A 22,744-nucleotide genomic window follows, 5' to 3' on the forward strand; every position below is an offset into this window, starting at 1 on the left:
AAAACAGGAACAGGCAAAATAGATTTCGGCTCATTTCTTTTTCTACCGGCTAAAAACGCGCTTGTAAATCGGTTTTCTGTACGCGAACTGTGCCCACATCAACGGATACATGACATAGTCGAGCAGGCGGTTGGGTGTTTGAAAGGTGATTTCATCGGCGATTACCGTGCCCGCTCCCTGCCTGATGAGCCGGTGTTTGTGGTGCCAAGCTTTCAGGAAGAAAGGAAGTTTGGTACCCTGATCGATGAAGTAAATTTCATCGTCGGTCGTTTGCTGATCAATAATATCGCTGTTCCACACCTGTTTGAAGAAAATGAAGTTCAGTTCGAGCGAAACCACATCACCGGTCATACAGCCGTCGAACCGTAACACGTTTACGGGTGGAAACGGGGGACTCAACCGATTGAAGAGGGCTCGGTCGAAACCCGCCCAAACGGTGGGCAGCGGGGCGTTTACAAGGGTGCGGATCGTTAATTTCATGTGTGTAAGTTAAACGAAATGCCACAGGATGGTTCTAAGGGTGAAAGATTGGCGAATCACTTATCTTTGCCTACTTCGTTTAATTACATTCTAACCTTATTTAACACAACGTATGCGCATTTCACGCTTCATCCTTCCGTTAGTACTCGTTACTTTTCTGGCCACCGCCTTCCGCTCATCCGATAACCCCGATGCCGTGGTGGGTACGTGGCTGAATGGCACCAAGAAAGGTCGTGTCCAGATTTATAAGCAGGGTAACAAATACTTCGGCAAACTAATCTGGCTAATCGAACCCAACGACCCGGCCACCGGAAAACCCAAACTCGATTTCAGAAACCCGGACGATAAACTGAAAAGCCGCCCCATGATGAACCTCAACATTATGACCGGTTTCACCTACGACGGCGATAATGTGTGGGACGATGGCAAGATTTACAACCCCGAAGACGGCAAAACGTATAGTTGCAAAATGACGTTGAAAAACCCGAACACGCTCGACGTGCGCGGCTACATGGGTATCTCCCTTATCGGCAAAACCCAAACCTGGACCCGGGTTAATTAATCCCAGGCGGTGGTTCCGACGGGAATCGAACTTAAGTCCATCCAGAGAAACCTCAGACCGCCCAAAATCCCTGCTCAGCCGAGTGGGGATTTTTGCTTTCTCCTCCAGTCTGGCAGTAATTCAATGGGCAATAACCAGGCAGAAAATGCAAAAAGTCTGTAATTCTCAGCGCACTTTATAGTAACCCTATCTTCTTTTCAGTTAAGAAGATGATACTCAATGATTCTTTCTATGACTTCTCCTGATTTACTATTCGGCGAATTGTTCCGGGATGTGCAGTTAAGCGGCCATTTCGCCGACTCGAAAACGTTTGTCGATTGCACACCTAAACAAGAACCGAAAGCCATCCTGGCCGCCTATCGGGCCGAACGTACCCAACCCGGTTTTAACCTCGGTGCCTTCGTCGACGCGCATTTCAACCGGCCACGGGCCGTGGGTTCCGGGTTCGTGAGCGACCGATCGATGGATACGCTCGAACATATTAATCAGCTTTGGGAACACCTGACCCGCTCGGCCGACAAACCCGTAGCCAACAGTTCGCGGGTAGCCCTGCCGCACCCGTATGTGGTGCCGGGAGGTCGTTTTAGGGAAATTTTTTACTGGGATAGCTACTTCACCATGCTGGGCCTGGCCGAGGATAACGTAAAACCACTGACCCGTACCATGGTCGATAATTTTGCTTACCTCATCGATACGGTCGGGTTTATTCCAAACGGTAACCGCACCTACTTTCTGAGCCGGTCGCAACCCCCGTTCTTTGCCCTCATGGTCAACCTGCTTGCCGACGTAGAGGGAGCCGACGTGCTGGTAACGTACCTGCCACAGTTGCAGAAAGAACACGACTTCTGGATGAACGGAACGGGTTTGGTCACCAAAGAAAATCCCGTTCATAATCGGGTAGCCCGCCTGCCCGACGGTCGAATTCTGAATCGATACTGGGATGACCTGACTACTCCCAGACCCGAATCGTACCGGCAGGAACTCGAAATGACTCCCTACGCCCAGGAACATGGCATAGACCCTCAGGTCATGTACCGACATATTCGGGCGGCCTGCGAATCGGGCTGGGATTTTACCAGCCGGTGGCTTACTGACGGGCACACAATGGCTACGATCTGTGCTACCGATATTGTACCGGTAGACCTGAATTGCCTGCTTTATTCGCTGGAGGAAACGCTGGCCCGCGCGTATGAACAGGCTGGTAACGAGGCGAAAAGCAGCCAGTATGATCAGTTGGCCGAAAAGCGTAAAGAGACTATTCTGGATGTGTTCTGGAACCAGGAAAAGGGCTTTTTCTTTGATTACGACATGCGCTCGTTCGCCCAAACTTCATTCATGACACTGGCAGGGGCCTTCCCGCTGTTTCACGGCATAGCCACAGCCGAACAGGCTGAACGTGCTCATGAACACCTAAAAACCGATTTCCTGCAATCGGGAGGCTGGGTGACTACACTCCACCAAACCGATCAACAGTGGGACTGGCCCAACGGATGGGCACCCTTGCAATGGATTGTGTATAAAGGCCTGCTCAACTATAATTTTGCGGAAACGGCCCGAGAGGGAAGCAAACGCTGGCTGGCCCTGAACGATAAAGTGTTTAAGGCCACCGGCAAGATGATGGAAAAATACAACGTGGTCGAATCGTCACTGACTGCTGGTGGGGGCGAATACCCCAATCAGGACGGTTTTGGCTGGACCAATGGCGTGTATATTGCCATGATGGAGGATCAATGATAACATACACCATGCATGCTACACTGGCTCACAGACCGACTTACGACCGATAGTAGCGATCGAAAACAACGCGGCTTGTTTCGGTCGCTAACCGTTGCCGAATCGGCTATCGATTTCACGTCGAACGATTACCTGGGCATGGGCCGCTCTACCCGGCTGCACGAGCAACTGACCACGGCGGCCGCTGATCTGACGCGCAACGGTGCCACGGGCTCGCGGCTGCTGGCGGGCCATACGTACCTGGCCGATTTGGTCGAGGACACGCTGGCGCAACACTACCAGGCCGAATCGGCGTTGCTGTTCAACGCGGGATACATGGCCAATCTGGGATTGCTGTCATGCCTGCCCCAGGCTGGCGATACGCTGCTCACCGACGAACTGATTCACGCCAGCCTCATCGACGGGGCCCGGCTTTCGAAAGCCAATCGGCTACGGTTCGCACATAATGACCTGACGGATCTGGAAAGTAAACTTCGTCAGGCAACGGCGCAGGGAGGACGCATCTTTGTGGTGGTCGAATCGCTGTATTCGATGGATGGCGACGTGGCTTCCCTTCCCCGGATTGCCGCACTTTGCACGGCTTTCAATGCAGCCCTGCTGGTCGATGAGGCCCATGCGTCGGGCGTGTATGGGCCGAATGGAGCCGGGCTGGTAGTGGCACACGGGTTGCAAAATCAGGTACTGGCGCGGGTACATACGTTCGGAAAAGCACTGGGTGTTCACGGAGCCGCTGTGTTAGGACCGGCTTTACTGCGAACGTACCTGATCAATACGGCCCGTTCGTTTATCTACACCACGGCTTTGCCGCCCTACGATTTACTGGCCATTCAACTGGCTCACGCTCAGGTAGCTGCTCAGCCGGAACGGGCAGCGATATTGCACGAGCGGGTTGCCTATTTCCACCAAAAAAGCCGTCAACTGGCTCCCGATGCCGGTTGGCTGGCCAGTCAATCACCCATTCAGGGGTTGGTAGTGCCGGGCAACGAAGCCGTACGTCGGGTAGCAGCGACTGCCCAATCAGCGGGTTTCGATGTTCGGCCGATTGTAAGCCCTACCGTGGCTGCTGGTCAGGAGCGCATCCGTATCTGTTTGCACACATACAATACCGAAACCGAAATAGATGGCCTGGTGGGTGTGCTGGCCGAAGCGATCAGCAAAGCAACCCCGATATCCAATGTCCAACACTTTCATTAACTTCTTATCTCTATGCGCTTAGTTGTTGCCGGTATTGGCACTGAAGTAGGTAAAACCGTGGCCTCGGCGGTGCTGGTCGAAGCCCTGAAGGCCGATTACTGGAAACCTGTACAATCGGGTTACCCGCCCGACTCTGACACCCACACGGTTCGTCATCTGATTAGCAACCCACGGTCTGCGTTTCACCCCGAAACGTACCTGCTGCGCGAGCCGCTTTCGCCACATGCTGCCGCCGCCGCCGACGGAATTTCCATCGATCCCGCCCGGCTTGTTGCGCCCCAAACAACCAATTCGCTGGTAGTAGAACTAGCCGGTGGACTTATGGTGCCGTTGACAGACACGTACCTGAACATTGATTTTGTGGAAGCACTGGGTTACCCGGTGGTGCTCGTGACCCGGAATTACCTCGGCAGCATTAACCACACGCTGTTATCAGTAGAGGCTTTGCGCCACCGGAATATTCCGATACTGGGCCTGATTATTAACGGTCCCCACGTGGCTGCTACCGAATCGGTCTTGCTGAGCTACACGGGACTGCCGTGTCTGGTGCGCATTCAGGATGAACCCAGCCTCACGGCCGACGTGGTGACGCGCTACGCAGGCCAAGTGCAACTAAACGCCTGAATTCAGGAAAGAGGGGTTATAAAGTCGGTGAGCTGAATATTGTAGGCGCATCGGAAATGACCCAATGGGCAGGCCGAGCGGCCATGCAGGTTACAGGGCCGGCATTCCAGCAGGTCGTTTACCTCCACAACCCGTGCGTTATCGGCGAGGGGGCCAAAGCCGAAGGCCGGTACGGTCGAGCAAAAAACCGCCGTCGTTGGGGCGTTCATGGCCGAACACAGGTGCATGGGGGCCGAATCGTTGACGTAGTTCATGTGGGCGCCCTGCATGAGCGCGGCCGATTGCAGCAGTGATAACTGACCGGCCAGATTCACTATCCGGTCGTAGCCCACCTCGGTTTTGATCTGCTCGCAGACATCAGCATCACCGGGCGCCCCCAGCAGATACACCCGCAAACTGGGGTGTAGTTTCTGAATCATCTTGACCCACCCGCTTGCCGGAAACTGCTTGGTAAACCAGACCGAGGTGGGGGCAATACAAACGTAAGACTCGGTTTGCCAACGGGCTACATAGGCAAAATCGGCTTCTGAGGGATATAATTTAGGCCGTGGTTTTCCGTAAAAAGGCACGCCCAACGGGGCTAAAAGACTATTGTTTCGCTCTACTTCGTGGTTTGTTCCAGTAAGATCGGGTCCAATCTGGTGCGGAATACGATGCGTGAACCAGTTTGAAAACGGATTTTTATCGAAGCCAATCGTGACGGCAGCCCCCGAGAAAGCCGTCAACAAACCCGTAGCGCCAAAGCGTTGAAGATTCAAAACCGCCTTATAGTTGGTGGCCCGAATCTGGCCCAGTAGCTGCCATAAACTTTGGTACTTCCGGCTCTTCTTTTCCCAGATAAGTAGCTGATTGATAAAGGGATGGTCTGCAAAAAGTGCTTCGTTGCCTCGCCGAACCAACAGGTCGATCCGGGCCTCGGGCCAAGCCCTGTGGAGGTCTTCCAAAAGGGCCGTCGCCAGGATGGCGTCACCGATGAAAGCAGTCTGAATGATGAGGAACCGGGCTGGCATGGATGGGGTTAATTAACGGCACAAAGTTGTGTTATTTTCGCTGAATTTGCTTTTGGAAGACTATCACCTGCATACCCTGCCCAACGGCATTCGCATTGCCCATAAGCAGGTTCCCCATACTCAGATTGCCCACGTTGGCCTGATGCTCGACATCGGGAGCCGCGATGAACTGCCTCACCAGCAGGGCCTCGCTCACTTCTGGGAACACATGGCCTTTAAAGGCACTACCCGCCGACAGGCCCATCACATCATCAACCGTCTAGAAAACGTTGGCGGTGAACTCAACGCATATACCACGAAAGAAAAGGTTTGTTTTCACGCTTCTGTACTGGGCGTTCATGCCGAAAAAGCCATTGAACTCCTGGCCGACATAGCCTTTCATTCCACGTTTCCCGAGAAACAGATCGAACGCGAACGCGGCGTGATTCTCGAAGAAATGTCAATGTATTACGATTCGCCGGAAGATGCTATTCAGGACGACTTCGATCAATTGGTGTTTCCCAACCATTCGCTCGGCTTCAACATTCTGGGTACGTCCGACACGGTGCGCTCGTTTACCAAAGAATCGCTGGAAACGTTTATTCAGCAGAACCTCGACACCAGCCGCATCGTGTTTGCGTCGGTGAGTGGCATGCCGTTCAGCAAGGTGGTTAAAATGGCCGAGAAGTACCTGCGCGACGTACCCGAGCAACACGCCGAACGGAAGCGTCAGGCACCGGTTCACTACGCGCCCATGCACGAGCGTATGCCCCGGCCCATTACACAGGCACAGGTAGCCATTGGCCGCCCCGCCTACAGCCTCAACGACCCCAAACGGTTGCCTTTCTTTATGCTGGTAAACCTGTTGGGTGGCCCCGGCATGAATTCCCGGCTAAACATGAACCTGCGCGAACGCTATGGCCTCGTGTATTCGATCGATGCCGGGTACACGCCTTACCTCGACACCGGTTACCTCGGCATTTACTTCGGTACCGACCCCAAACAGATCGACCGCAGTTTGGCGCTTACGTACCGGGAGTTTAAAAACCTGCGCGAAAACGTGTTGACAACCACTCAGTTGCACAATACCAAAGAGCAATTGATGGGGCAACTGGCTATGGCCGAAGAAGGCAACAACAGCTTTATGCTGATGATGGCCAAGAGCCTGCTCGATATTGACCGCGTAGAACCCCTGACCGATATTTTTACTGATATTCAGGCCATCACCGCCCGTCAGCTTCAGGACGTAGCCGCAGAAATGCTCAACGAACAACACTTCAGCACCCTGTTTTTTACACCGGAAAAATGAACGAGTTTGTGGTTTGTCGTTTGATGTTTGTGGTTGCGCTGCTGAGGCATGTTACATTAGTTTAGCAACGTACCCAAGCAGCGCAACCACAAACATCAAACGACAAACCACAAACTGCTTTTATGACCCTTCGCAACGCTCAGGATACCGTCGATGACTGGATTAAAACGGTGGGGGTTCGCTATTTCGGCGAGCTCACCAACATGGCTATGCTCACCGAAGAGGTGGGCGAATTAGCCCGGATTATAGCCCGCCGGTACGGAGAACAATCGGAAAAAGAATCGGACAAAAACCGGGACCTCGGCGACGAAATGGCCGATGTGTTGTGGGTACTGATTTGCCTGGCCAACCAAACCGGTGTTGACCTAACCGAAGCCTTCGCCAAAAACCTGGACAAAAAAAATACCCGCGACGCCACCCGTCACCTCGATAACGAGAAGCTGCGGTAACATCGCGGGCATTTGATATGGTTGCACCGGGCACCGCTCAGTGCAACCATTTACCCAACTCTAAATAAAGGGAATAACGTCGATCGTTTGTGAGGCCGTTGATGGGGTCGGCTCTGCTGTTGCATCGTACAGGGCCAGTAACGGCACACGTGGGTCGTAGGCAATGGTTCGGCTGATGCTCGTACCGCGCAACACATCGAAGAAACTTTTGTGATGCGGTAACAGCACCAGCATATCAACCGTATGCGTATCCAGATAGGTATCAATGCCGCTCAGCACATCTTCGTCGTGAATGGTGTACCTATCTGTTTTGACCGTGTCGAGCGCCTGCATTACGTAGGTTACACTTGTTTCAAAGGCTTCATTGTCAGCTTTTTGGGGATTCTGAATGGTCAGTACCGTAAGCTCGGCTGATTTCCGTGCGGCCAGATCGTTCAGCAGGTTGAACGAGGCCGTATCGTTCACCGACTTGTAATCGGTGGCCAGTACCAGCTTCGCCAGCGGACGAATGGTTGCTGAGGTGGGTACGACCAGCACATTCGTTTCTGCCGACCGGATTAGCCCCGTGGCCACACTGCCAAAAAATTCGCTGAAGCCAGAACCCGTTGCACCAACCACTACCAGATCGAACGGCTCCTGCGTGAGTAATTCCTTCACGGCCGATTCGGGTTCGCCCAATATGGCCATTGTCCGGTAGGTATGGTGGGCCGGAACGGGCGGTTTGGTCATCAGGAGCTTGAACTTCGCCAGCGTCTCCTCGGCTATTTCGCGTTCTTCGGCCAGTAAAATGCCGGCACCATACCCCTGTTCGGGCAACAGTTGAAACGTATTGACAAAGCAAAAATCAGTGGCCGTGTCGGCGAAAAGGGTTTGCGTGAAGGCAACCGCATGGCGCGAAGCGGCCGAAAAGTCGGTCAATAGGAGAATTTTGTACATGGTAGAGGTCGGTTGAGAATGTGGGTAAATGATAGTCCAAAAGTTGCCTGTCAACGACGAACAGTGTATGACAACCATCAGCTTTGGCCTTGATAGAGTTCAGGCAACGGACTGTATCAGATCACCTTCTCCACGCGCAGACAGAGGCACCTTTGCTCTGTTAACTTATTCTCTCCCCAATCGCTATGCCCCGTTTCTGGCTCCTCGCGCTAACGTACCTGACCGCTTTTGCCACCCTGGCTCAATCGCCCGACGATCAGGCCCGGCTCCGAAACTACGCCGCCCTTATCGGGGTCGATAGTCTGGCTGCGCAACCAGACCAGGCCGCGCTTGTCCGGCATTTTAGCGAGATCGTGTACGGCCGAACACCCCGCCGAATGGGCTTTCAGAACGTACCTGAGCAAATAGACTCTATACGCATCAACCGACTCACGCAGCAATTCATGACCGGCGCCGATTGGTGCCCGCTCCTGGATTCACTCGAATCGCACGACCGGCGTTACCGGCAACTCAAAGACTACTGCATGCAATGCCTGGCCGATGATTACATGGCCGATTCACTCACCGTTGAGCAGGTGCAGGAAACGTTGAACACTTATCGCTGGCTGAATCGGTTTCCGGCTCAAAAAAGCGTAATCATCAACCTTCCTGCGGCTACCCTTCGGCTGGTTGATCGGCAGGGAACCACGCTGCTCAGTAGCCGGGTCATTGTGGGGAGCCCCCGCACACCAACGCCGAGTTTCACCAGTTCAATCACCAATCTGGTGCTTTACCCGTACTGGAACGTACCCAAGTCCATTGCCACCAAGGAGTTACTGCCTAAGATCAGAAAGAATCCGGTGGCCGTGCTCGACGCCATGAAACTACAGGTGATCGACAAAAAAGGGCTGGTTGTCGACCCGGCAACAGCAAACTGGGCGCTACCCGTCAACGCGTTCCCCTACCGCCTGCGCCAGTCAACGGGTTGCGATAATGCGCTGGGCCTGATGAAGTTTACCCTCACCAATCCCTACGACATTTACCTGCACGACACCAACGCCCGCCACCTTTTCAAGCAGGAAAACCGGGCCCTGAGCCACGGCTGTATCCGGGTAGAAAAGCCGACTGAATTAGCCAATCTGTTGCTGGATAAAGTTCGTTTCAGCCCGTCGTACCTGACAAGCTGCCCCATAAATGCCACGCCCAAAACGGTATCGCTACCCCACTCGGTGCCGGTCATTCTGTTGTATAATGTCCTCGACATCGACGAAGAAGGCGCCATTCGGGTTTATCGCGATGTATACGGTTGGTGGCGGCTGTCCCTATAAATAGCTTTTAGCAGTACCACCTTGATACCTTGGTTGACTTCGTTACCTTAGTCAGTCTGGCTTATCAGGCATCATGTTATCAGGCTGCTCGTGCGTTGCTCTGCCCCTCCATTCCTGGACGTGTCGGATTGGGTATTTGTAGTCCCAATTTGCACCAGGGAATGAATAGAAGACCCATTATTTTGATTGAAGACGACGAAGACGATCAGTTTTTGCTTCATCGACTTTTGAAAGAACTCGACGTTCAGAATAACATCCGTTATTTTGCCAACGGGCAACAAGCCCTGGATTACTTAACCGTCACCGATGAGCAGCCTTTCATCATCCTGTGCGACATGAACATGCCTGTGATGAGTGGCCTTGAGTTACGCCTGCGTATTGATGAGGACGACGCACTGCGAAAAAAGGCGATTCCGTTCATTTTCTTAACCACCGACGCCTCTCAGCAACTGGTGAAAGGCGCTTACGAAGCCACCATTCAGGGTTTTTTCAAGAAAGAGGGTGGCTACAGCGAAGCTAAAGAGCAGCTACGCTGGATTATAGGCTACTGGTCGCACTGCATTCATCCCAATAATCAGGGCTGGTCTTAAGGTGAACAAAGGATTAATTCATAAAAAAACCCGCAACGAATAGTACGTCACGGGTTTCCAATCACCCTGTTCTTCCTAATTTCTACATATCGACGTCGTGAATGACAACTAACTCAAACACATACACTTAATATGTTATAAAGCTACGCATGGGGCCGTAGGTAAGTCCTGTGTCAACTCAGCTCGTGTGGTGATTTCAATCAAGCTTTCAACCGGCCGGGGTCATGCTGAAGGAAAGGGCCTTTCGGTTTATTTACAGCGTCATCAAAACGCAACGCTATCCGTGAAAACCATCCTTGTTCCTACCGACCTTAGCCCTATGACCGACAATGCGTTGTCGGTAGCCGTGGGTCTGGCACGTACCTATCAGAGTGAAATCATCCTGCTTCATTCGGCCATTCATCCCATGCCGATGGTAGCTTTCGACGATGAGTTACCAAACACCACGCAGAGTACGGTAGCTATTTTCAACGACATGGAACGCGATGCCCGTGAAATCCTAGATCGGTTTGCCAACAACCCGGCCTATGCCGGCGTAACTATTCGGCCCATGTTGCTCACCAACGGAGAAGGGTTGGTTGAGGCGGTGACCGAACGCCCGGCCGATCTAATTGTGATGGCCTCTAAAGGCTCGTCGGGCCTTACCGAGTGGTTGATTGGGTCTAACGCCGAAATCATTGTGCGTCACGCGCATTGCCCGGTGCTGATCATCAAACACCCCGTCGCGAATTTCGAGCCCGAAAAAGTCATCTGCGCCATCGATGTCGATGAGCGGTTGAAAGCACCGCATGTCTACCCGTTTCAGGCAAATGGGCAGCTACCCAACCAGTTTTTGTACGTGATGACGCCCACCGACAACCGTGACCCGGATGGTGTTCGCGAATGGTTTGCCGATTTTGCCGCGCAACAGGGCATTACTAACGCCGAATTGACCATCCGTGCAGATGCCAACGTACCCGAAGGCATAGCCAACCACGCCGACAACGTGCAGGCCGATCTGGTAGTAGTGTACACCCACGGTCACACCGGCTTGTATCATCTGTTTACAGGCAGTGTAGCCGAAGACGTACTCAATCACGCCAACGTACCTGTGCTCATCATGCGCGCTTAGAACGTCAATTCACGAATGCGGTCCATATACGACCGGCTGACGCGCACTACGTCGCTGTTCTGCATGATGACGTCGTAACTGGTGATATGCTTCTGAATTTCGCGGACGAAATGAATATTGATCATCGCCGAGCGGTGTACCCGGATGAATTGCTTCGGGTTGAGCCGGGTCTCAAGCGCGCCAATGCCGTAGTTGCTCAGGTGGCTGGCTTTAGCGGTGATCAATTTAGCATAATCCCCCTCGGCGTCGATCCACTGAATGTCTAACACTGCCACGGTAACGAGCCGGTTGCCGGTTTGTACCAGAATTTTTTCCGGGTACAGCTCGCCCCGCCCCGGCGGGGTTGCCGGGTTTATGATGCTCTCGGCCAGCGGCTGCATTTTCTGAATAGCCGCACTTTCGCTGGCTAGTACGCGCTGTATGGCCTGGGCAAATCGTTCACGGGTGTAAGGTTTTAACAAGTAATCAACGGCGTGAACCTCAAAGGCTTGAAGGGCATATCGGTCGTAGGCGGTGGAGAAAATGATGCGCGGAATTTCGTCGAGGTGGCCCAGTACATCGAACCCGGTGAGGCCTGGCATCTGCACATCCAGAAAGACCAGATCGGGCCGAAATTCATTGATGAGCTTCACGGCATCGACCCCGTTGTTGGCTTCGCCCACGATGATCAGCGATGGGTATGCCTCCAGGTATTGCCTGATGAGCGTCCGTCCGGCGGCTTCGTCGTCGATGATGATAACTTTTTGCATATTCTGTAAGGCCGAAGCTCCAGCTTCGGTAGTCAGCAGAATTACTACCGAAGCTGGAGCTTCGGTCTTACTGAGTTACTCAACTTAACGGCAATTCAAAGGCAACGACCGTACCCTGCGGCTGATTGTCGGTAATGCGCAACTGACGACCCACTGATTTTTCGATGCGTAACCGGGTATTGTTCAACCCTACGCCCTCGAACAGCCGATGGCGGTGGCCATTGATTCCTTTTCCGGTATCGGTAATCTGGAAAGCGATCAGTCCGGCTTCGCGCCGAATCTGCACCGTGATGTCGCCCCCTTCGATGAGCGGTGCAATGCCGTGTTTCACCGCGTTTTCGACCAGTGGCTGTAATAGCATGGGCGGAATAACGGCATCGAGCACATCGGGGCCAATATCGTACTGCACCCGCAGCCGATCACCGAACCGGGCTTTTTCGAGGTCAAGGTATTTCTGAATAAAATCGAGTTCGTCGGCCACCGTCACGTGATCGGTGCGTGAGGCGCGGAGCTGATAGCGAAACAGATCGGCCAGTTGCGCCAGCATTTCGCGGGTGTGTTCCTGCTCGGGCGGCACCGACGCGCTGATGGTGTTGAACGTATTGTACAAAAAATGTGGATTGATCTGCGCTTTCAGGGCGGCCAGTTCGCTGTTGAGAACCAGTTCCCGAAGGTCTGCTTCGCGTTTATGCTGATCCTGCAAATCGCGGTAATAGGCGTAGGCGTGGAAAAGGCCAAACTGAACGGCGTAGAACAACCCGCCAATGTAGGTGTCCCAGATTTGGCCGTTACCCTGCAGGCGACCGATACCTACTGCATCGGATACAACATAGTAAACTAGCTGCCAGATCAGCAGAAAAGCGGGGAACAGCAGCAAATGCAGCAGCAACCGATGGTAGAGCGACCAGGTACGTAAGCGACGGAACAGCAAATACCAGATGGGGATGGTAAATAGTAGCTTCATCCCATAGTCGAGTGCAATGCGGGGAAATTCCTGAACGAAGTCAGCCAGCGGCGATTGCTTCGACCACACCCGTTGGCTGATAGTCAGAGCGATGTCGTAGAAAAAGATGGCTATTCCGTAAAAGAGCAGAACTGCGCCCGCCTGACGGTAGGTGATACCCCAAAACAACGTTCGATTCCAGAAAGCAGGCATAAAGCGGGCAGCGGGTTTATATCACCCAAATGTGGCTATAAGTTCTGGTCAGAAATCGACCTTTCCGACGAAGCGTCGAAATTGTCGGTGAATGGGTGGGCTGGGTACGTTCGTTCAGTGGATATGAATAGCAGATAGGCTGCTGATTAGCTTATACTTACGGTCATGAACGAGATTTGTTTATTTTGCGTACTGTTGAAAACGCCCACTTATGGAAGCCTATACGGTTGGATTAGTAAATCCTAAAGCCAAGCAATTACTGGAAGATTTAGCTGATTTAAACCTGATCACGTTAATGCCTGCTATGGTATCAACCGTCAAGTCGTCATTATCACCGGATGATCGGGAAATAGCCCTGACACGGGTTATGCAGGGAGGGAGCCAAACATTGGATGTGGAGGCTATGATTGCGGCGAATAAAGAAGAACGTCCAATGCCTTTACGAGGTGACGAATGAAGCTCTTCGACTCTAATCTGGTCATTTATTCTTGGCTAAACTCGTATAGCTCCCTGCGGCCTCTTCTGCTGGCGAATGACGTTTTTATTTCGGCTATCTCCAAAGTAGAAACATTAGGCTATCATAAACTGCCTTTGGTGGATAAATTATACTTCGAGGCCTTGTTTGATACAGCAAATGTATTGCTCATTACAGAGGCTATCGTTGATAAAGCAACTGAGTTGCGGCAACTTAAGAAAATGTCTGTGGGGGATTGTATAATCGCTGCTACGGCGTTACAATATGGTTTTGTGCTGTTCACTAATAATGTGAAAGACTTCATGCATATTCCTAGCCTTACGGTTGTTAACCCGTTGGAAATGAAAAGTTAATCAGGGAATAAACGGATAAACACAGGTTGTCTCCAGTTCAACAGTAACGCCGATATTTCTGACGAAGCGTCGATTTTTTCGGTGAATGGATGGGTCAGGTGCGTTCGTTTTTTTGTACGGATTCTAATCAGATCAATTGACCGAGCAGAAAGTCTGCGGGAGTTACGATTTGCACACCTTCGAAAGGATGAAGAACAAGTAGATCATCGTCGCCCTTGATCAGATAGGCGGCATTGGCATTACTTGCTGCCTCAAGGAATTTATCATCTTTAGGGTCCCGACAGACAGTAATTGTCCGAACGACATCGATCCATAGAACGGCGTTACGATAAGTCGACAGGAATTGCTGACGGCTCTCACGACTTACGTACTTGTCGAATTTGGCCCGCATAAGCACGTCGCTCAATTCTGCGTAAGTTGCCTCTGAGCCTACCAGAAACCCGCTAGATAGTGCTTTCTGCAACGCAGAAGCTGGTTTTGAGTTCGTGAATAGAAGGGCGCTAACTAACGTATTGGTATCGAAAACGAACAACGATTTGTCAGTCATCGGTCCTAAGTAGTTCATTCAGTACGTCTGGGGTCATTCCATTCTGAGCAGCTTCCTGCTGTAGCGTTGCGATGCTTTGCTGCAACGCGCTATCTAGTTGAGCCTTGCGGATCACCTTCCAGGCATTACTCACGGCGTTTGACCCGGTGAGCACAGACTCCATGGCATCGTCGCTGGTTTCTACCGGCAGCACGATTACTTCGACCGGCCTCTGTCTCAACTCGACCGGAACCTGTATGGATACATTGCCCGACGAATCAGGCGTAACAATCTGACGAATAGCGTTCATAAGCCTTACTTTACTCAAAGATACAGCGCATAAGAGCAATGTAATCAACCAGCTTACCTGAAGTCTTGGGCACGTGTCGATACAGGCTCTGCTTTTCCGACGAAGCGTCGAAATTGTCGGTGAATGGATGGGTCAGGTACGTTCGTCGGCTGGTTAGGCGGTTCGTCGGATAAGCGTGGGAGTGGTGGTGGCAGGACGGTAGGTTTGACCCATCGTTAAACCGAATGCTTCTATGAAAACTGCGCTACTGTCTGTTCTGCTTGTTCTCTCCTTTTTTACTACCTCACCCGGCCAATCAACCGCCGCTGTTCAGGGTCGCGTTCGGGATGCCAACGGTCAACCCGTTCTGTTTGCTACCGTTGCGCTACTGAACGCTCGTGACTCATCGCTGGTGAAGGCAACTGCTACCGATCAAACCGGCGGCTTCTCCATAACTACACTTCCCGCAGGTACGTATCGTGTTGGGGTATCTGCCGTTGGCTTTGATTCGCAGACGGTTGCTGCCTTCGATCTGGCTGGTAATCAGTCAATGGTGATCGAGCCGGTTGTGCTGCTCGAATCGGTGAATAAACTGGCGGAGGTAAAAGTCACGGCCCGTAAACCACTGGTCGAAGTGTTTCCCGATAAGATGGTGTTCAACGTCGGCAGCAGCCTGAATGCAGTGGGGAGCACGGCGTTTGAACTGCTTCAGAAATCGCCGGGTGTGGTGGTCGACCGGTCCGATAATATTCTGTTGCAGGGCAGTGCCGGCGTTCGGGTGTTTATCAACGGAAAACCCTCACCGCTGGGAGCCACTGAACTGGCCGCTTATCTACGCTCGTTACCCGCCACCGATATCGAAGCCATCGAAGTCATTACCCAACCTTCGGCGCGGTATGACGCGGCGGGCGGTGCGGGTATCCTGAATATTCGCCTGAAAAAAGATAGCCGGTTCGGTACCAACGCCAGCCTGACGCTGGGCCTGGCAATGGGGCGGTATTATCCGAAAGGCACCGGTTCACTGACCCTTAACCACCGGCAGGGAAAACTGAACTTGTTTGGTACATACAGCCACCGACTAGCCCGCGACTGGTCCTTTATCAACCTGTATCGCGAGCAACTCGGCACGGTGTATGACCAGCGTTCAGAAAGCCGCGCCCGGACGCTGTCGCACAACCTGCACACCGGAGCAGATCTGTTCCTGACCAAATTCAGCACCGTGGGTATCCTGCTGGATGGGAACCTGACCGATCGGCAATCAGCCACGTTGGGCCGCACGCCCATTGGTCCCGTCGGGAAACCTGCCGTGCAGTTGCTGACGGCCGATAACAGTAGCACTTGGGGCCGACAAAACCTGAATACCAACCTGAATTACCGCTTTGCCGATACCACCGGCCACGTGCTGAACATCGACGCCGACTACGGTCGCTATCAGACAAACGGTAACCAGTACCAGCCCAACCGCTACACCGATGCGGCCACGGGAATGTTACTGAGCGAGCGTAATTACCGGATGCTGACGGGTACAAACATCCGGCTGGGTACGTTCAAGGCGGATTATGAGCAGCGCTTGGCGGGCGGAAAACTGAGCGCGGGCGTCAAATTTTCAGAGGTACAGACCGACAACGACTTTCGATTCTTCAACGTGAACGACGGCGTCGACCAGCCCGATTTAGGGCGGACCAACCAGTTTGTCTACACCGAACGGATCAGCGCCGGGTACGTTAGTTTTGATCGGAAACAGGGGAAATGGCAGTATCAGGCGGGGGTGCGGCTCGAAGAAACGCGCTCGCTGGGTACGTTGCAAAGTGCCGTAACGCAGACCGATGCGCAGGTGAGCCGCCAATACCTCAACGCGTTCCCAAGCGCAGGTCTGACCTACGCTATGAACGCCAACAACTCGCTGGCCCTGACTTACAGCCGCCGCATCGACCGGCCAACCTACGCCAATTTGAATCCATTCGAGTCGAAACAGGATGAGCTGACCTACCAGAAAGGCAACGCCTTTCTGAAGCCGCAATACACCGATAATATTCAACTGGCGCATACCTACAAATACACGCTGAACGTATCGCTGGGCTACAGCCGCACCGTCGATTACTTCACCGACATTACCGACACCACCGAGGTGAACCGCAACTACATTACCACCCGCAATCTGGGCGAACGCACGGCCCTGACGCTATCGGTCAGCTACCCGTTTCAGGTCACAAAATGGTGGAACGTGTACGCCAATGTGAGTGGGTACCGGTCAACAACAAGCGCCAATCTGGGACCGGGCCGGACAATCGATCTGGTCGCCAACGTGTTGAGCGTGTACGCGCAGCAGACGTTTACGCTGCCGGGTAAGTTCACCGCCGAACTGTCGGGGTTTTATACGTCGCCGTCTATCTGGGGCGGCACTTTCATCAACCGCCGCTTCTGGGGCATCGATGCGGGCCTGCAACACAAGGTATTCGCTGACCGGGCCACGCTGAAACTCACCGTGAGCGACGTCTTCCACTCCATGCAGTGGCGGGGCATCAGTCAGTTTGGTGGGCTATACATGGATGCCAGCGGGGGCTGGGAAAGTCAGCAGGTACGGTTAAATCTGACCTGGAATCTGGGCAACCGCACCGTAAAGGCGGCTCGCAACCGGAAAACGGGGGCTGAAGATGAAGCGGGTCGGGTACGTTAGTTTAGGCACCTGCTGGCTCAGACATTTAACGCAATTGTAAACGTTGTACCCTCGCCCACTTTGGTGTCTGCTTCCAGCGTTCCGCCGTGGCCCTTTGTCACAATGTCGTAGCTCAGGCTTAGCCCCAACCCAGTGCCTTCACCGGTGGGTTTTGAGGTGAAAAAGGGCTGAAAAATCTTGTCTATAACCCCGGCTGGAATGCCCGTACCGTTGTCACGTACCTGTATCGTTACCCGATTGCCGCTCCGCCGAGTAGTGACCCAAACCGTGGGCTGGTAGTCTGCCTGCGCTTGCTTGCCACGCTGCTGTACGGCGTAAAAGGCGTTGGTGAAGAGGTTCAACAGTACCCGCCCCATATCCTGGGGTACCAGGGTGACTTCGCCCAGGCTGGCATCGAGATCAGTGGTAAGCTGGCAATTGAACGACTTGTCTTTTGCCCGCGCGCCATGATAGGCTAGCCGCAGGTACTCGTCGGTTAGGGCGTTGAGGTTGGTGGGGGCTCGTTCGCCGGTGCGGGCGCGGGAGTGTTCGAGCATGCCCCTGACAATGTTGCCCGCTCGTTGCCCGTGTTGGGCTATCTTTTGCAGGTTATTGTGCAGGTCGGCCAGCAGTTCCGTTTCCAGCAGCTCATCGCGCTGATCCGGCGTTTTCTGTCTTTCTTCCTGAATCTCCTCTACTAGTTCGGTGCTGACTTCTGAGAAGTTGTTGACGAAGTTCAGGGGATTCTGAATTTCGTGGGCGATGCCCGCCGTCAGCTCGCCCAGGCTGGCGAGTTTTTCCCGTTGAATGAGTTGAACCTGGGTCGCTTTAAGTTCGTCCAGCGCACGCTCCGCTTTTTGCCGTTGCAAACTGATTTCATCGCGCTGCTTCTGAAGTAGTCCATTCGCTTTCTGTTTTTGGCTATTGTTCCGATACAGAATAAGCGCAATGAGCAGGAGGGTCGCAATGCCCCCCGTCAGCAGGTACATGGTGATTCGGGTGCGGAACGCTTCTTCAAGCCGCTGCGCATCGTCTAGTCGCAATTTTTCGCTGAACTCGATATTCTGGAAATTCTTGACTTTTTCTTCATCGACCAGACTGTCTTTGGCTACCGAAGCCAGTTTCAGATAAACCAGTGACTGGTGGGGCGCTGAGGCTTCATACACGTCTGCCAGCATGACGCTGGCCTGCTGAATGGTCGTCAGCATACCCGACGATTGGGCTAGTTGCAGGGCTCTTCGGGCGTATACAGTGACCGAGTCGGTTTGTTGGGTGGCCCGAAACACCTCGGCCATTTCCAGGTACGTCTGACTCAGCGTACGGTCATTTTTAACGGCAATCGACGCAGGAATACTCTTTCGATAGTACATCAGCGCCAGCTCATACCGTTTCATTCGTTTATACACATTGGCCAGAATCATCAGCTCAATCTGAATGTCGGTTGCCTTCGACTGACGTGCATACTGATAGGCCGTGCGCGTGAATGTCAGGGCTGAGTCTAGCTGATTGAGCAGGGCGTACTCAGAGCCGATATTGGACAGGGCAATGCGTTGCAGGTTGCGGTTGCCCAACTGACCGGCCAACTGAGTTGTCTTCTGATAAAATTCAATGGCTTTGGGCGAATTTTTCTGTTCTGAATACAGATTGCCCATGTTGTTGTAGGTACGGGCAAGCGCGTCTGTGTCGTGGTTGGCTTCTGCCACACTCACCGAGTTAAGATGTGCTTCGAGCGATCGGTCGTAGTTGCCGGTTAGCCGAAAAATAGTGCCGATCCGATTCTGAATACGCGCTTCACCGCGTGAGTCGCCGCTTTGTCGGGCCAGTTTGATTCCCTGCTGCGCATACTGCATGGCCACCAGCGGTTTTGAGTACATCAGCGACCGGCTCAACTGGTCGAGCACCTGAACGCGTGTGGTATCGGGAAGTGGTTGTTCCAGACGGCGCTGCAGGCTATCAGACAGGCTTCGCTGAGCCAGCGTCTGGCAAAGGCATAGGCCGAGAAGGGAGACAGTAAGCAGCCATTTCATTCGGTGGCGTGGGGCAGGGGCTACGCAAATATACGGTCAGTCAATTCATTTTGTGTTGTTCATTAAACACGGTATACTTAGCCAGTTGTACTTATCATCAAAACGTCATGAGCGTTTTTACTGTAGTTGTGTTGCTGCTAAGCCACACCTTCTCGCTGGCCCAAACGAAGCCGGCGCCTAGGCCCAAACAACCATCACCCCGGTTACACGTCATTTTCGCGCTCGAACCACGAGGCGTTGAATTTGGACGAGTTAACATGGAAAACGATACGCTGATGCGGCAATTCGTTGAAACTGTACAGCGGGGGCTGGGTTACCCGATGAAGATCCGATGGATGGACCCGAAGTACTTCACGAGCAAAGCGCTGAAGGATACTATTTCGGCCCTGAAAACGACGCCCAACGATATTGTTATTCTGTATTATTCAGGCTACGGAATTCCACCGGCCCAGCCCGCCGAAAAGTTTGCCAACTGGCGATTAAACGACGTTCCTACCAGGGGGCTGCCTGTAAACGAGGTTGAGAACTGGCTGAAAGCTAAAAAAATACACCTCGGTCTACTCATTGCCGACTGTGCAACGGTGAAGATAGACAATAACGGGGCCGCCGCCCTCACCTACTCGTCCGTTGATTTAACTGCTTCTATTATGAAGAAGTTGTTCCTTCATAACAAAGGGATTGTTCGGTTGGGTAGTTCTGCCCCCTTGCTCCCGAGCTACAATAATATAACCCGGGTGGGCACTTTGTTTACCTATGGATTAAGCAACGGCTTCTCTTATCTGCTGAATAGCACTGACCCCGCTCGTTTACCCGATATATCGTTCGAAGACCTTCGGTTCTTAACGGAAGCCTCAATGGGAGAGGCAGTGGCAGGAAGTGACTATACGCAGGTTCCGGTTCTGGAGTTGAAAAACTGGGATGGTACTCCCGTTACCCCTAAACCCGCATCAGCCGGTGTGGCACCAATCAATGTCCGCTGGCAGGGACTCGTTGTCGATGACAGAGCTTATGAGCAGTTGACTCAAAAAAAGATAAGCAAATTGATGAAAAAGTTGCCGCCCAGAATAGACCTGTCACCCTATGCTCCACCGGTGATAAACCAGGGCGACAAAGGCAATTGTGTGGCCATATCGGTAGGTTACTACATGCGTTCGATCATGGAAGCTGTCAAATGGAACCTCACCAAAAAAGACGACATCCTGAAAAGGAGCCTCTCGCCTTTCTACCTCTACAGTTCTCTCAAGAAAGAGAATGACAGAAATTGCACCTTTGGAATTGATGCTGCCCAGGCCTTTCAGTTCCTTAAAGAAATAGGTTTACCGCGTTTCTCAGACTTCCCTGATCCGGATTTTTGCGACAACAACCCCAAAGCATCGATAGAGTATACGAATCGAATAAAGGATTACGTAAAACTGTTCAGTATCACCGACCCTAAAGCCAGTAAAGTACTGGCAGTGAAGCAGACACTCGCCGATATGTCGCCGGTGGTAGTAGGTATACAAACGACCAATTCGTTACAGAATTTGGCCTTTGTAAAAACTATGGGAAGTCGCCTCGAAGCCTCTGTGTGGGAGTTAAAAGCGTTCTTTACAAACTCAGTAGCCGATAAGGACCGCTCAAGATTGAATCTGGCGTATGACCCTTACCGGGCCAACGCCCTTGCGTTTGGCCATGCCATGTGCGTTGTTGGCTACGACGATACCATGCTCGGTAAAGGAGCATTTAAGCTGATTAACAGCTGGGGAAGTTCCTGGGGCAATGATGGCTACTTCTGGATGTCTTATGACGAATTTGGCAAATTCGCTAAATATGGCTACCAGGCTTACCTGGATGAATCGGGCTCGGCTATCCGGCTCGATAACGATCTCTCTATCTTAGTAGGCGCTTCGCGTAGCCGACCAGCCTTTACCCTAATGCCAAGTGATACTGGTTTGGTGACGTACGCACTCGACAAACCGATGCGGACAGGCACAAAGTTTAAGTTTGACGTTGAGGCCAGGAAAAAAACGTACCTCTATTTAATCACAGGCAGTTCGTCTGACAGCACAGTCATACTAGAATTTCCCAAACGGGGCGAGCGAACGGTTGTTGTCCCCAACAAGCGAATGTATTACCCGGGTGAGCACATGTCGCTAACACTTGGCGGAAAAGTGGGTACAGAATACTGGCTGTTTTTATTTTCTGACAGCGAAATAGGCTCTATCGATGAACTGGTCGATGATATGAATGACGAAAAAGGCCCATTCTCTGATCGGGTACAGAAAACATTCGGCCGCAGACTGATACCGAACCGGCAGATTCTGTATAAACCGAAGAAAATGGGCTTCTTTTTGTCAAAGAATAGTCAATCTCAATCTAGAGGCAAAGTTGTACCCCTACTCGTAAGAATGAACCACGTTCGCTAGTTATGACTACTTTTTCTTACGGGCGCTGAGGAAGTAAACAACCGCCACAACGACTGCAATACCTATGACGATGTAGATAGTAGTGTTGTCAGACCCCGACCCTGGTCCGGTATCATTTTTAGGTTGGGCCAGCGCCAGCGAAGCGATGAGAGAAAGGCAGGCAGTCGTACATGTCTTGCGCATAAGTGAAAAGTAGTTAGGTAGTTATCTAAACCAAAGTTACAACGGCAATAGTAAATATGTGTTGCTTATGAGTAACTACTAGTTTAAGCGTAACCCGTCGACAGAACTGATAATGTATCTGGCTATTCGGTTAGACAAGACACGCAGTGCCGACCAGTTCAGGTACGTTGTCGGTCAGGTAATGGAGTTGGGTACCGGTTTGGGCCAGTAAGTCGGCTAAATCATGCGGTGTGACCAGCCATTGCCCGTCTGAGAAAATAGCGTCGTATCGCCGGATAAGCAGGTGAATACGCAGGGCTAATTCGGGGCTGGCGAACAGAATTTCGGTTTTCAGCCCGCCTGGTTTAACCTCACCCAGTATGGCTTTCCAGTTGTTGAGGCGCGTAATAGCGGCTTGGCGGGCTTCTTTAAGAATGACCTTGTTCAGTGGCTGACCCGGTTCAATATCGTACGGATGAACCACCGTGATACAAACGGAATTGTGGGTGAATGTGGCTAACCGATTTCGGAGGGCCAACGCTGAATCAATAGAGCAGTCGGTAACGTAAAGAGCAGTTTGCATAAACCAGACAGGGTGTCGTTTCTGGTCATAAAACTAGCCGGTCACTCTGGCCGCAAGGCTGAGCCTCCTCAAGCTCAT

At 52.5% G+C, this 22,744-nt stretch carries 23 protein-coding genes; 13 read left to right on the plus strand and 10 right to left on the minus strand.

Annotated elements, in window-relative coordinates; genetic code table 11:
- Window positions 1–42: 42 nt before the first annotated feature.
- Entirely contained in the window at window positions 43–480 is a 438-nt protein-coding gene (locus tag ACAW87_RS22355) for an SRPBCC family protein (RefSeq protein WP_370725877.1), read from the minus strand.
- Between the two features lie 112 nt (window positions 481–592).
- Between ACAW87_RS22355 and ACAW87_RS22360 the strand changes: the two genes are divergently transcribed.
- From ACAW87_RS22360 to bioD, 4 genes are all read left to right on the plus strand, one after another.
- A complete protein-coding gene (locus ACAW87_RS22360) occupies window positions 593–1,042 on the plus strand; it encodes a DUF2147 domain-containing protein (protein ID WP_370725878.1) in 450 nt (149 codons plus the stop codon).
- A gap of 231 nt (window positions 1,043–1,273) precedes the next feature.
- A complete protein-coding gene (gene treF / locus ACAW87_RS22365) occupies window positions 1,274–2,776 on the plus strand; it encodes an alpha,alpha-trehalase TreF (RefSeq protein WP_370725879.1) in 1,503 nt (500 codons plus the stop codon).
- Window positions 2,777–2,791: 15 nt separating this feature from the next.
- Complete coding sequence (locus tag ACAW87_RS22370; protein WP_370725880.1) at window positions 2,792–3,970, plus strand: aminotransferase class I/II-fold pyridoxal phosphate-dependent enzyme; 1,179 nt, start codon at window positions 2,792–2,794, stop codon at window positions 3,968–3,970.
- A 12-nt stretch (window positions 3,971–3,982) separates the two neighbouring features.
- Window positions 3,983–4,594, plus strand: a complete 612-nt coding sequence (gene bioD, locus ACAW87_RS22375) for a dethiobiotin synthase (RefSeq protein WP_370725881.1) — start codon at window positions 3,983–3,985, stop codon at window positions 4,592–4,594.
- 2 nt (window positions 4,595–4,596) lie between these two features.
- Here the strand turns inward: bioD and ACAW87_RS22380 are convergent, their stop codons facing one another.
- On the minus strand, window positions 4,597–5,604 hold the full coding sequence (locus ACAW87_RS22380) for a glycosyltransferase family 9 protein (protein ID WP_370725882.1): 1,008 nt from the start codon (window positions 5,602–5,604) through the stop codon (window positions 4,597–4,599).
- 52 nt (window positions 5,605–5,656) lie between these two features.
- Here ACAW87_RS22380 and ACAW87_RS22385 point away from each other — a divergent pair, with 52 nt between their 5' ends.
- Complete coding sequence (locus ACAW87_RS22385; protein ID WP_370725883.1) at window positions 5,657–6,892, plus strand: M16 family metallopeptidase; 1,236 nt, start codon at window positions 5,657–5,659, stop codon at window positions 6,890–6,892.
- Window positions 6,893–7,014: 122 nt separating this feature from the next.
- On the plus strand, window positions 7,015–7,341 hold the full coding sequence (locus tag ACAW87_RS22390; RefSeq protein ID WP_370725884.1) for a nucleotide pyrophosphohydrolase: 327 nt from the start codon (window positions 7,015–7,017) through the stop codon (window positions 7,339–7,341).
- Window positions 7,342–7,401: 60 nt separating this feature from the next.
- On the opposite strand, the gene ACAW87_RS22395 is transcribed toward ACAW87_RS22390, so the two are convergent.
- Window positions 7,402–8,277 carry a universal stress protein gene (locus ACAW87_RS22395; RefSeq protein ID WP_370725885.1) on the minus strand — a complete coding sequence of 292 codons (876 nt, stop codon included), beginning with the start codon at window positions 8,275–8,277 and terminating at the stop codon, window positions 7,402–7,404.
- Window positions 8,278–8,462: 185 nt separating this feature from the next.
- Between ACAW87_RS22395 and ACAW87_RS22400 the strand changes: the two genes are divergently transcribed.
- The 3 genes from ACAW87_RS22400 (at window position 8,463) to ACAW87_RS22410 (ending at window position 11,285) form a co-directional block, all read left to right on the plus strand.
- Window positions 8,463–9,584 (plus strand): L,D-transpeptidase family protein, encoded by a 1,122-nt coding sequence (locus ACAW87_RS22400; RefSeq protein WP_370725886.1) that lies wholly within the window; start codon window positions 8,463–8,465, stop codon window positions 9,582–9,584.
- A gap of 161 nt (window positions 9,585–9,745) precedes the next feature.
- Window positions 9,746–10,174 carry a response regulator gene (locus ACAW87_RS22405; protein ID WP_370725887.1) on the plus strand — a complete coding sequence of 143 codons (429 nt, stop codon included), beginning with the start codon at window positions 9,746–9,748 and terminating at the stop codon, window positions 10,172–10,174.
- Window positions 10,175–10,457: 283 nt separating this feature from the next.
- A complete protein-coding gene (locus ACAW87_RS22410) occupies window positions 10,458–11,285 on the plus strand; it encodes a universal stress protein (RefSeq protein WP_370725888.1) in 828 nt (275 codons plus the stop codon).
- Here the strand turns inward: ACAW87_RS22410 and ACAW87_RS22415 are convergent.
- Both ACAW87_RS22415 and ACAW87_RS22420 read right to left on the minus strand, forming a co-directional pair.
- Window positions 11,282–12,034: a LytR/AlgR family response regulator transcription factor gene (locus tag ACAW87_RS22415; protein WP_370725889.1), complete on the minus strand. Its 753-nt coding sequence runs from the start codon at window positions 12,032–12,034 to the stop codon at window positions 11,282–11,284. The genes ACAW87_RS22410 and ACAW87_RS22415 overlap by 4 nt on opposite strands.
- Before the next feature lie 79 nt (window positions 12,035–12,113).
- Window positions 12,114–13,190: a sensor histidine kinase gene (locus ACAW87_RS22420; protein ID WP_370725890.1), complete on the minus strand. Its 1,077-nt coding sequence runs from the start codon at window positions 13,188–13,190 to the stop codon at window positions 12,114–12,116.
- Window positions 13,191–13,401: 211 nt separating this feature from the next.
- On the opposite strand from ACAW87_RS22420, the gene ACAW87_RS22425 reads away from it, so the two are divergent.
- Both ACAW87_RS22425 and ACAW87_RS22430 read left to right on the plus strand, forming a co-directional pair.
- Window positions 13,402–13,647, plus strand: a complete 246-nt coding sequence (locus ACAW87_RS22425; RefSeq protein WP_370725891.1) for a hypothetical protein — start codon at window positions 13,402–13,404, stop codon at window positions 13,645–13,647.
- Window positions 13,644–14,018 carry a type II toxin-antitoxin system VapC family toxin gene (locus tag ACAW87_RS22430; protein WP_370725892.1) on the plus strand — a complete coding sequence of 125 codons (375 nt, stop codon included), beginning with the start codon at window positions 13,644–13,646 and terminating at the stop codon, window positions 14,016–14,018. The genes ACAW87_RS22425 and ACAW87_RS22430 overlap by 4 nt, the downstream gene beginning before the upstream one ends.
- Before the next feature lie 127 nt (window positions 14,019–14,145).
- Here ACAW87_RS22430 and ACAW87_RS22435 read toward each other — a convergent pair whose 3' ends face one another.
- Window positions 14,146–14,583 (minus strand): putative toxin-antitoxin system toxin component, PIN family, encoded by a 438-nt coding sequence (locus tag ACAW87_RS22435; protein ID WP_370725893.1) that lies wholly within the window; start codon window positions 14,581–14,583, stop codon window positions 14,146–14,148.
- Window positions 14,558–14,854, minus strand: a complete 297-nt coding sequence (locus ACAW87_RS22440) for a hypothetical protein (RefSeq protein ID WP_370725894.1) — start codon at window positions 14,852–14,854, stop codon at window positions 14,558–14,560. The genes ACAW87_RS22435 and ACAW87_RS22440 overlap by 26 nt, the downstream gene beginning before the upstream one ends.
- 232 nt (window positions 14,855–15,086) lie before the next feature.
- On the opposite strand from ACAW87_RS22440, the gene ACAW87_RS22445 reads away from it, so the two are divergent.
- Window positions 15,087–17,510: a TonB-dependent receptor domain-containing protein gene (locus tag ACAW87_RS22445; protein ID WP_370725895.1), complete on the plus strand. Its 2,424-nt coding sequence runs from the start codon at window positions 15,087–15,089 to the stop codon at window positions 17,508–17,510.
- Window positions 17,511–17,527: 17 nt separating this feature from the next.
- Here the strand turns inward: ACAW87_RS22445 and ACAW87_RS22450 are convergent, their stop codons facing one another.
- A complete protein-coding gene (locus tag ACAW87_RS22450) occupies window positions 17,528–19,516 on the minus strand; it encodes an ATP-binding protein (protein WP_370725896.1) in 1,989 nt (662 codons plus the stop codon).
- A gap of 107 nt (window positions 19,517–19,623) precedes the next feature.
- On the opposite strand from ACAW87_RS22450, the gene ACAW87_RS22455 reads away from it, so the two are divergent.
- Window positions 19,624–21,921, plus strand: coding sequence for a C1 family peptidase (locus ACAW87_RS22455; RefSeq protein ID WP_370725897.1), 2,298 nt, complete (start codon window positions 19,624–19,626; stop codon window positions 21,919–21,921).
- 6 nt (window positions 21,922–21,927) lie between these two features.
- On the opposite strand, the gene ACAW87_RS22460 is transcribed toward ACAW87_RS22455, so the two are convergent.
- Complete coding sequence (locus tag ACAW87_RS22460; protein ID WP_370725898.1) at window positions 21,928–22,104, minus strand: LPXTG cell wall anchor domain-containing protein; 177 nt, start codon at window positions 22,102–22,104, stop codon at window positions 21,928–21,930.
- Between the two features lie 130 nt (window positions 22,105–22,234).
- A complete protein-coding gene (locus tag ACAW87_RS22465) occupies window positions 22,235–22,666 on the minus strand; it encodes a hypothetical protein (RefSeq protein ID WP_370725899.1) in 432 nt (143 codons plus the stop codon).
- Window positions 22,667–22,744: the final 78 nt, after the last annotated feature.

The organism is Fibrella aquatica (genome assembly GCF_041321135.1).
Taxonomy (GTDB): Bacteria; Bacteroidota; Bacteroidia; order Cytophagales; family Spirosomataceae; genus Fibrella; species Fibrella aquatica.

Excerpts from the sequence above, each read along its gene's own strand:
- ACAW87_RS22355 (WP_370725877.1), bottom strand. The coding sequence starts at position 480 with ATGAAATTAACGATCCGCACCCTTGTAAACGCCCCGCTGCCCACCGTT.
- ACAW87_RS22360 (WP_370725878.1), top strand. The coding sequence starts at position 593 with ATGCGCATTTCACGCTTCATCCTTCCGTTAGTACTCGTTACTTTTCTG.
- treF (WP_370725879.1), top strand. The coding sequence starts at position 1,274 with ATGACTTCTCCTGATTTACTATTCGGCGAATTGTTCCGGGATGTGCAG.
- ACAW87_RS22370 (WP_370725880.1), top strand. The coding sequence starts at position 2,792 with ATGCTACACTGGCTCACAGACCGACTTACGACCGATAGTAGCGATCGA.
- bioD (WP_370725881.1), top strand. The coding sequence starts at position 3,983 with ATGCGCTTAGTTGTTGCCGGTATTGGCACTGAAGTAGGTAAAACCGTG.
- ACAW87_RS22380 (WP_370725882.1), bottom strand. The coding sequence starts at position 5,604 with ATGCCAGCCCGGTTCCTCATCATTCAGACTGCTTTCATCGGTGACGCC.
- ACAW87_RS22390 (WP_370725884.1), top strand. The coding sequence starts at position 7,015 with ATGACCCTTCGCAACGCTCAGGATACCGTCGATGACTGGATTAAAACG.
- ACAW87_RS22395 (WP_370725885.1), bottom strand. The coding sequence starts at position 8,277 with ATGTACAAAATTCTCCTATTGACCGACTTTTCGGCCGCTTCGCGCCAT.
- ACAW87_RS22400 (WP_370725886.1), top strand. The coding sequence starts at position 8,463 with ATGCCCCGTTTCTGGCTCCTCGCGCTAACGTACCTGACCGCTTTTGCC.
- ACAW87_RS22405 (WP_370725887.1), top strand. The coding sequence starts at position 9,746 with ATGAATAGAAGACCCATTATTTTGATTGAAGACGACGAAGACGATCAG.
- ACAW87_RS22415 (WP_370725889.1), bottom strand. The coding sequence starts at position 12,034 with ATGCAAAAAGTTATCATCATCGACGACGAAGCCGCCGGACGGACGCTC.
- ACAW87_RS22420 (WP_370725890.1), bottom strand. The coding sequence starts at position 13,190 with ATGCCTGCTTTCTGGAATCGAACGTTGTTTTGGGGTATCACCTACCGT.
- ACAW87_RS22425 (WP_370725891.1), top strand. The coding sequence starts at position 13,402 with ATGGAAGCCTATACGGTTGGATTAGTAAATCCTAAAGCCAAGCAATTA.
- ACAW87_RS22430 (WP_370725892.1), top strand. The coding sequence starts at position 13,644 with ATGAAGCTCTTCGACTCTAATCTGGTCATTTATTCTTGGCTAAACTCG.
- ACAW87_RS22435 (WP_370725893.1), bottom strand. The coding sequence starts at position 14,583 with ATGAACTACTTAGGACCGATGACTGACAAATCGTTGTTCGTTTTCGAT.
- ACAW87_RS22440 (WP_370725894.1), bottom strand. The coding sequence starts at position 14,854 with ATGAACGCTATTCGTCAGATTGTTACGCCTGATTCGTCGGGCAATGTA.
- ACAW87_RS22445 (WP_370725895.1), top strand. The coding sequence starts at position 15,087 with ATGAAAACTGCGCTACTGTCTGTTCTGCTTGTTCTCTCCTTTTTTACT.
- ACAW87_RS22450 (WP_370725896.1), bottom strand. The coding sequence starts at position 19,516 with ATGAAATGGCTGCTTACTGTCTCCCTTCTCGGCCTATGCCTTTGCCAG.
- ACAW87_RS22455 (WP_370725897.1), top strand. The coding sequence starts at position 19,624 with ATGAGCGTTTTTACTGTAGTTGTGTTGCTGCTAAGCCACACCTTCTCG.
- ACAW87_RS22460 (WP_370725898.1), bottom strand. The coding sequence starts at position 22,104 with ATGCGCAAGACATGTACGACTGCCTGCCTTTCTCTCATCGCTTCGCTG.
- ACAW87_RS22465 (WP_370725899.1), bottom strand. The coding sequence starts at position 22,666 with ATGCAAACTGCTCTTTACGTTACCGACTGCTCTATTGATTCAGCGTTG.